The organism is Marinospirillum sp. (assembly GCF_014859565.1).
In genome coordinates, this window is sequence record NZ_JACUUA010000166.1 from 1 (window position 1) to 7267 (window position 7267).

A 7267-nucleotide genomic window follows, 5' to 3' on the forward strand; every position below is an offset into this window, starting at 1 on the left:
CTAGATTTAAACTTTAAAGCTTCCTGCATTTTTTTCACGCACAAGTGCAGCGGCCTCATCGTATAAAAAAGGCAAGAAAACATAACGTTCACCTTGGGTGACTGGGGTAGCCTCGTGCAACAAAGAGCAGGAAAACACTACAGCTCCGCCAGTTGGTGCTTTATACAGTTGCTGGCCAAATTCAGGGAAGCGCAAGTCTCCACCCTGATACTCACAGGTATTTAAATTGATAGACACGGCAAAACGACGATGAGCAGTACCTGGGGTGGTGTTATCCCGGTGTGGCCGGAAGTGCCCGCCCTGCTCGCTGTGGTAGCAGGCGACCAGATAGCGCTCTATCCGTGTGGCCTGAAACTGAAAAGCCCGCTGCAACTGGGGGAGCAGATTCAGCCGGATCCGCTGCAGACATAATTGAATAAGCTTTGGATCATGCAGTGTATGATCGCGGTGGATCTTATGCCGCGGATCCTGCATCAGTACGGTCTTCCCTTGCTGCTCCCGCATAAAACCGGACAACTCGCCACCATGCTGCTGATAGCTTTGGATCAGGGTTCTGCACAAGGCGGGCTCAAAAATTCCCGGCAGCACCAACACCGGCGCCTGTATCGTAAACTGAGCGGATTCCTGCTGCAGCGCCTGCAGCAGCGGCCGGATCTGAGCGGCAGTGTGGTGTGGCTCTGTGCCAAATTGCCGTACGGCACGAATGGTTAAGCGCGCATCCAGCACAAAGCAGATGAAATTGTTAACAATTGGCGCGTCGGTATGGATGCCAAATTGCTGGTGAATGCTGCTATCTGGATCTGAAAACACAACGACATTGGTTGGTAGTATTATTAAATAGTCTAGTACATCAGCTGTTTGTCTATTAGTAATCAGGAAAATTGTACAGTCATGGCTTTTTGCTTCAGTTAGCAAGCAAGAAATCGATTTAACAGTATTTTCTTTGGATAAATCAGCCATTCCGCTGAAGATCAGGAGTGATTTTTTTCCAGCCACGGTATGAAAACGAAACTGTGGGTTATGGCAGGTCCAGGCTTCAAACCATGGGGCTGGTTGGCCTGGTGCCAAAATTCCTCGCATCATATCCATTGCTTCCTCAATAAAAAAATCGTCTGCATTATAATTCTATTTTATTTGATATTGTAATAGTCGTGTAAGGTATAAATATTGATTGAAACGGAAGTATTCATAGTTTTAAATTGTAAGCATTTTGAACCTCCCCAGAAAAAGGACTTTCAGTGTCAAGCTCAAGATTCTTGTCTGCTATGCAGTGCCTGGCGGTGATCGCCCGGCTGAAGCAGGTGCCAATGGATATCGCGGCTTTGTGCCGCGAGTTTCAGCCACCGAACAGCGAACTCACCGATATTTATCTGCTCAAGGCTGCCCGCAGTCTGGGCTTTAAAGCCAGGCTAAGCACAACTAAGCCCGAGAAAATTCAGCCTGTGTTGCTGCCAGCGATCGGCAAGCGCCGGGATGGCAGCTACTTTATTCTGGCCAGATTGCAGCAAGGCCAGGCGTTGATCCAGGATGTTGTCAGTGGTCAAACCCAGACCCTTACTCAGGCAGAGTTGCAGGAAGCTTGGGATGGCCAGCTGATTGTGCTCAGCAAGCGCAGTGAGGTGGGCGGCTCTTCGGCCAGCTTTGGCTTTCGCTGGTTTGTGCCGGCGCTGTGGAAATACCGGGCGCTTTTGGGCGATGTATTGCTGGCGTCCTTTTTTATTCAGCTGGTGGGGCTGGCAACACCGATTTTTTTCCAGGTCACCATCGATAAAGTGCTGGTGCACAAAGGCATGACTACACTGGATGTGCTGGCAGTGGGCTTTTTCGCTGTTATTACCTTTGAAGTGCTATTAACCTTCTTGCGCACCTATGTGTTCAGCCATACCACCAACCGGGTGGATGTCGAGCTCGGCTCGTTGCTGTACCGGCACATGCTGTCGCTGCCGATTTCTTACTTTGCTGTACGGCGGGTCGGCGATACGGTGGCAAGGGTCAAAGAGCTGGATAAAGTCCGTGAGTTTATTACCGGCTCGTCCTTAACGGTGGTGCTGGATGTGCTGTTTAGCGTGGTGTTTTTTGCCGTGATGTTTTACTACGCACCGCTGCTCAGCTGGATAGTTGCAGCATCCATTCCCTGTTATATCCTGCTGTCGGTGCTGGTCACGCCTACCCTACGTGCCCGGCTGGAGCAAAAATTTCAAAAAAGCGCGGAAAACCATGCCTTTTTGGTGGAGTCGGTCAGCGGGGTGCACACGGTGAAAGCCATGGCGGTCGAGCCGCAGCTGCGCAACAGCTGGGAAGACAAGCTGGCTGGCTATGTCAAAAGCTCGTTCGATGCTTCTCATATCAACAACATCTACGCCAGCATCGCCGGCTACATCAATAAAATCGTGTCCTTGCTGACACTGTATTTTGGTGCCATTGCCGTGGTGGATGGTGCCTTAACGGTCGGCCAGTTTATCGCCTTTAATATGCTGGCGCAGCGCGTGTCTGGCCCCATTATGCGGCTGGTTAATTTATGGCAGGATTTTCAGCAAGCCAAGGTCTCGGTCGAGCGGCTCGGCGATGTCTTGAATGCCCCCACCGAGCCTGGCTACAACCCCAACCGCACCACCTTGCCGGCGATTGAAGGCCGGGTCAGCTTGCAGCAGGTCGGTTTTCGTTACCGGCCGGATCAGGTCGCCATTTTACAGGGCGTCAGCCTGGAGGTGGCTGCTGGTGAGCGCATTGGTATTGTCGGCCGTTCGGGCTCAGGCAAAAGCACCTTAACCAAGCTGCTGCAACGGCTGTATGTGCCGCAAACAGGCCGGGTGTTGATGGATGGCGTGGATCTGGCGCTGGTGGAGCCCGCCTGGTTACGCCGCCAGGTCGGGGTGGTGCTGCAGGAGAGCTTTTTATTTAACCGCAGCATCCGCGACAACATCGCCCTAAGCGAGCCGGCCAGCAGCATTGAGCGGGTGGTCAATGCCGCTAAACTGGCCGGGGCCCATGAGTTTATCTGCGAGTTGCCCGAAGGCTACGATACCCTGGTCAGCGAACAAGGAGCCAGTTTATCCGGTGGTCAGCGGCAGCGGCTGGCGATCGCCAGGGCGCTGATCGCCAACCCCAAAATCCTGATTTTTGATGAAGCCACCAGCGCGCTTGATTACGAGTCCGAGCGCATTATTCAGCACAATATGCAGCAGATCTGCGCCGGCCGTACCGTCTTTATTATCGCCCACCGGTTATCGGCGGTGCGCGACTGCCACCGCATTATTGTGATGGATAAAGGCCAGATTGCCGAGCAGGGCAGCCACACAGAGCTGATGCAACAAGGCGGCATTTACTGGCAATTGCAGCAGGCGCAGTTGCCGGCAACAGCCGAGCGACCGACGAAGCCACTGGTAGCGGAAGCACCGCAGCTAGAAGAGGCACCGTTATGAAGCCCGATCAGCCTTTAGCGCCCACTCAGGTGGAAGCATCAGCAACAGCACAACAACTGGGCAAGCAGTTAAGCCGGCAGCAGCTCGGTTTTTTACCGGCCGCGCTGGAAGTTGAAGCCGCGCCACCGGCACCCTTTAGCCGTATTTTACTCTGGGCCATCTCGCTGCTGTTGCTGCTTGCTATTCTTTGGGCTTGTTGGGGCAACATCGATATTACCGCCAGCGCCCAGGGCAAGCTGATCCCGGATGGTCAGGTGAAAGTGATCCAGCCGCTGCATACCGGGGTGATACAGCACATTCATGTGCGGGATGGCCAGCGGGTCGAGGCAGGCATGCTGCTCATCACCCTGGATAACACCGCAGCCCAGGCGGAATTTTTCCGCTTGCAGCACCAGCAGCTTACCCTGGCCGAGGATGTAGCCCGTCAGCGGCAACTGGCGCTCTGGTTGCAGCACCGCGATGCGCCGCTGCTGCAGCCCTTTAGCCCGTCCCAGCAGCAAGCCCTTACCAGCAGCTGGCAGGAGTACCTGGCCCGGCAGGCGACAGTCCATAGCCAGCAGCAAAAACTGCAAGCCGAAAAGCACACCACCGGACTGACTATCCGGCGCATCGAAAATGCCCTGCCACTGATGCACGAGCAAGCCGACAGCGTCCAGCAACTGGCTGCCAAGTCATTGGCATCACGCCACCAGTATCTGGAGTTGGAATTAAGTAGAACACATCAGGTCGATAGCCTAGCCATTGAGCAAGCTCGGCTTATCCAGCTGGATGCGGCCATCGCCGAAAGTCAGCAGCAACAGCAGCTGCTTAAAGCCGAGTTCGAGCGGCAAATTGCCGATGCGCTCAATCAGCTGCAGCGCGAGCAGGACGCACTGACGCAAGAGCTTGTCAAGGCCGAACTGCTAACCCGCCAGCAAGTGTTGCTGGCACCGGAAGCTGGAGTGATTGAACAACTGGCCGTCAGCACCCTGGGCGGCGTAGTCACCAGTGCCCAGCCCTTAATGCGGCTGGTGCCGCTGCAACAAGAGCTGATTGCCGAAGCCTGGTTGCTGAACAAAGACATCGGTTTTGTCGAAGTAGGCCAGGTAGCGGAAGTGAAACTGGAAAGCTTTGAATTTACCAAATACGGCGTGATAGACGCCATCGTCACCGATATCTCCACCGATGCGGTTGAACTGGAAGGCATCGGCCTGGTGTATCCGATCAAAGTACAACTGAAGCAGCACAGCATCCGGGTGGGCAACAAAACCGTGCCGCTAAGCTCTGGCATGGCGGTCACGGTGGAAGTGAAAACTGGCCAGCGCCGGATTATTGAGTTTTTATTATCGCCCATTCTGCGGGCGGTGGATGAAGGGGTTAGGGAGCGATGAGTCGTATTAGTGTTTATTCAAAAAGCAGCCTAAACAGTCGGGGCTATGCTGTTGCCCTGATATTGGGGCTGTTAACACCAGTGGCTGTACTGGCCGCAGATTTTGACTGCAGCAAAGCCAGCACGGCGATAGAAAAGCAGATTTGTGCTGATGCCACGTTAAGCGAGCTGGATTCGGCGCTGGGCGTGGCCTATCGCAATTACCAGCTATGGGAGCTGAATAAGCTGCAAACGCTGGGCACGGCCGATTACCACACCATTGAAGAGTACGAGCAGTGGAAAAAAGGCGTGATAGCCCAGCAAAGGCGTTGGCTGCAAGAAGTGCGCAATGCCTGTACCACATCAGATTGCCTGGCGAAGGCATACCGGGCACGTATTGCCGAGCTAAACGGCCAAGAGGCACCGCTGCCCAGCTTTCGGCAAAGTATAAACAATAATCCCCAGTTATGCGGTGCCATGCTGGAGGTGCTAAACCGCACCCCGCGCGCGCAATTAGGCGCCTGTACCCGGCATGATTTTAGCGGCAGTCCTTTTTCGCCGGTACTTACCGAAGCGAGCGAAGCACTGCGGTTGCAGTTTGAGCAGTTAAGTCCACCCCGCAATCCACCCTTTGAGCAGCGCTGGCCAGAAATAGCCGAGCGGTATAACAGCGGCCAGCGCAAGCTGTATGCGGTACCGGCGGATATTGATGGTGATGGGCAGATGGAGTGGTTAGTGGAGCTGCATAACCCCAGTTACCGCTGTGAAGCAATTCCACCTGGCACTCAAGAGGAACAATGGAATAGAGAGAATGAAAGCCGGCAGCGCTGGTGGAAACTCAGCAATCAGCCGCAGCTGGTGCATGCCAGCCAGCATGGCTGGATATCGACGGTAAGGTTACTCAAGGATGGGCAGTTGCATTTGGATAGCTTTGGGCAGTGGCTGCGTTATCAGCAGCAATGGGTGGTCTTGCGGCAGTCTCAAATGTATTACAAACATAATTCAAATAGTTTGAAAAACAATATGATTTTGTATGAGCTGCCAGCAAAACCCAGAAGCTATGACGGCCGCTGGCGTTTAGTTGAAAGTTGCAGCTTTTGGTATAACTACGAGTAATTAAAAAAAGGAATTTATAAAATGACGTTATGGGAACAACTGGTAAATGATGAAGGTGTGCGTGAGCAGATTTATCTGGATCATCATGGTATTCCAACCATAGGAGTGGGCTACAACCTAAGGAACGAGGATGTATTGAGGCTGGTGTTGCAGCAGTTTGGTTATACCGCAAATTCATTACCAGATGGCGGATTTGAAGGTCTGTCGGATGCATTGCATCGCATTTTTATATTACCCAACTGGCAAACCAACGGTGAAGCCAACAGGCAAGCAGTGCAAAATACCCTAAACCAATACCGCGCCATGATGGTCCCGGCAGACAGTGCTGCCGCATCACCCACCTTTGCCTTTCAAAATACCGCCCAAATGCAGCCGGTGTTTGAAACGGTGCGGCAGGATTATGCCAATCAAATTGTGGCACGGATTAGCAGCCAGGCTGGGGTAAGACGTGATCAGGCGCAGGCCATTTGGGATGGCCTGCCCGAAAATATGCAGGACCCGCTGTTGTCCCTGGCCTTTAATGGCGGCGCCACGGCGATGATAGGGCCTAAAATAGCCGGTGCCTTGCGAGATGCCCGTTGGCACGAAGCTTATTATCAAATAGTGTTTGGCAGCAACAGAAGTCGGGACTTTGATGGTGATGGCATCGAGGATGGCCGCTCCTATGGGCTGCAGCTCAGACGTTTTCGAGAGGGTGCCGAGTTTATTGCTGGCCTTACCACAGCCGAGTTGCAGCAGTTGTATCAAATGCTGGCTAACCGCAGCAGCGCTATTGAAGCCTATCTGGATGATGTGGTGCATGTGGGCAACAATGGTGGCTGGAATGCACTGACAGAAGGAGGGGCTACGGAGCTTTCAACAGCTATTAATGACTTGGTCGACGATATACGAAGCAGACTGGCCGTAGCAGGGATATTTTTACCAGAAATTGAGTTTGATATTTCGCATAATTTCGACAATGTAGATACTGATACTGATACTGATACTGATACTGATACTGATACTGATACTGATACTGATGAGTCTGGTCAGGAGACAAACCCTGTCGACACTTCGCAACCTACCCTTCCTAATGAACCTTTATTGATCACAATTAGAAATGGGCTTGAACTTTGGTTAAATCCTGATGGATCGGTCATTTCTGTCGATCCCACTCAGTCAGATACTGCTAATGGTGAACCCGAGATATTTCATGAGGGAACAGGGGAAATATTGGCCGATGGAACAATAATAATCACCTTGCCTGACGGTAGTCAAGTTACGCCAGATGGTCGACCTTATCCACTGCCTAGTGGTGGCGGCGATGGAGATGGCGACGGCGATGGCGATGGAGATGGAGATGGAGATGGAGATGGAGATGGAGATGGAGATGGAGATGGAG

General features: G+C 52.9%; 5 protein-coding genes. 4 read left to right on the forward strand and 1 reads right to left on the reverse strand.

All coding sequences use genetic code 11. The features are described 5' to 3' along the window. Positions 1-6: 6 nt before the first annotated feature. On the reverse strand, positions 7-1089 hold the full coding sequence (locus IBX50_RS15330; protein ID WP_292257168.1) for a 2OG-Fe(II) oxygenase: 1083 nt from the start codon (positions 1087-1089) through the stop codon (positions 7-9). 176 nt (positions 1090-1265) lie between these two features. Here IBX50_RS15330 and IBX50_RS15335 point away from each other — a divergent pair, with 176 nt between their 5' ends. The 4 genes from IBX50_RS15335 to IBX50_RS15350 form a co-directional block, all read left to right on the forward strand. Next, complete coding sequence (locus tag IBX50_RS15335) at positions 1266-3422, forward strand: type I secretion system permease/ATPase (RefSeq protein WP_292257172.1); 2157 nt, start codon at positions 1266-1268, stop codon at positions 3420-3422. Further along, complete coding sequence (locus IBX50_RS15340) at positions 3419-4792, forward strand: HlyD family type I secretion periplasmic adaptor subunit (RefSeq protein WP_292257169.1); 1374 nt, start codon at positions 3419-3421, stop codon at positions 4790-4792. The genes IBX50_RS15335 and IBX50_RS15340 overlap by 4 nt, the downstream gene beginning before the upstream one ends. Beyond that, complete coding sequence (locus IBX50_RS15345; RefSeq protein WP_292257170.1) at positions 4789-5886, forward strand: lysozyme inhibitor LprI family protein; 1098 nt, start codon at positions 4789-4791, stop codon at positions 5884-5886. The genes IBX50_RS15340 and IBX50_RS15345 overlap by 4 nt, the downstream gene beginning before the upstream one ends. Positions 5887-5907: 21 nt before the next feature. Continuing rightward, positions 5908-7267: hypothetical protein (locus IBX50_RS15350; protein ID WP_292257171.1), on the forward strand; the 1360-nt coding region annotated here is incomplete at its 3' end.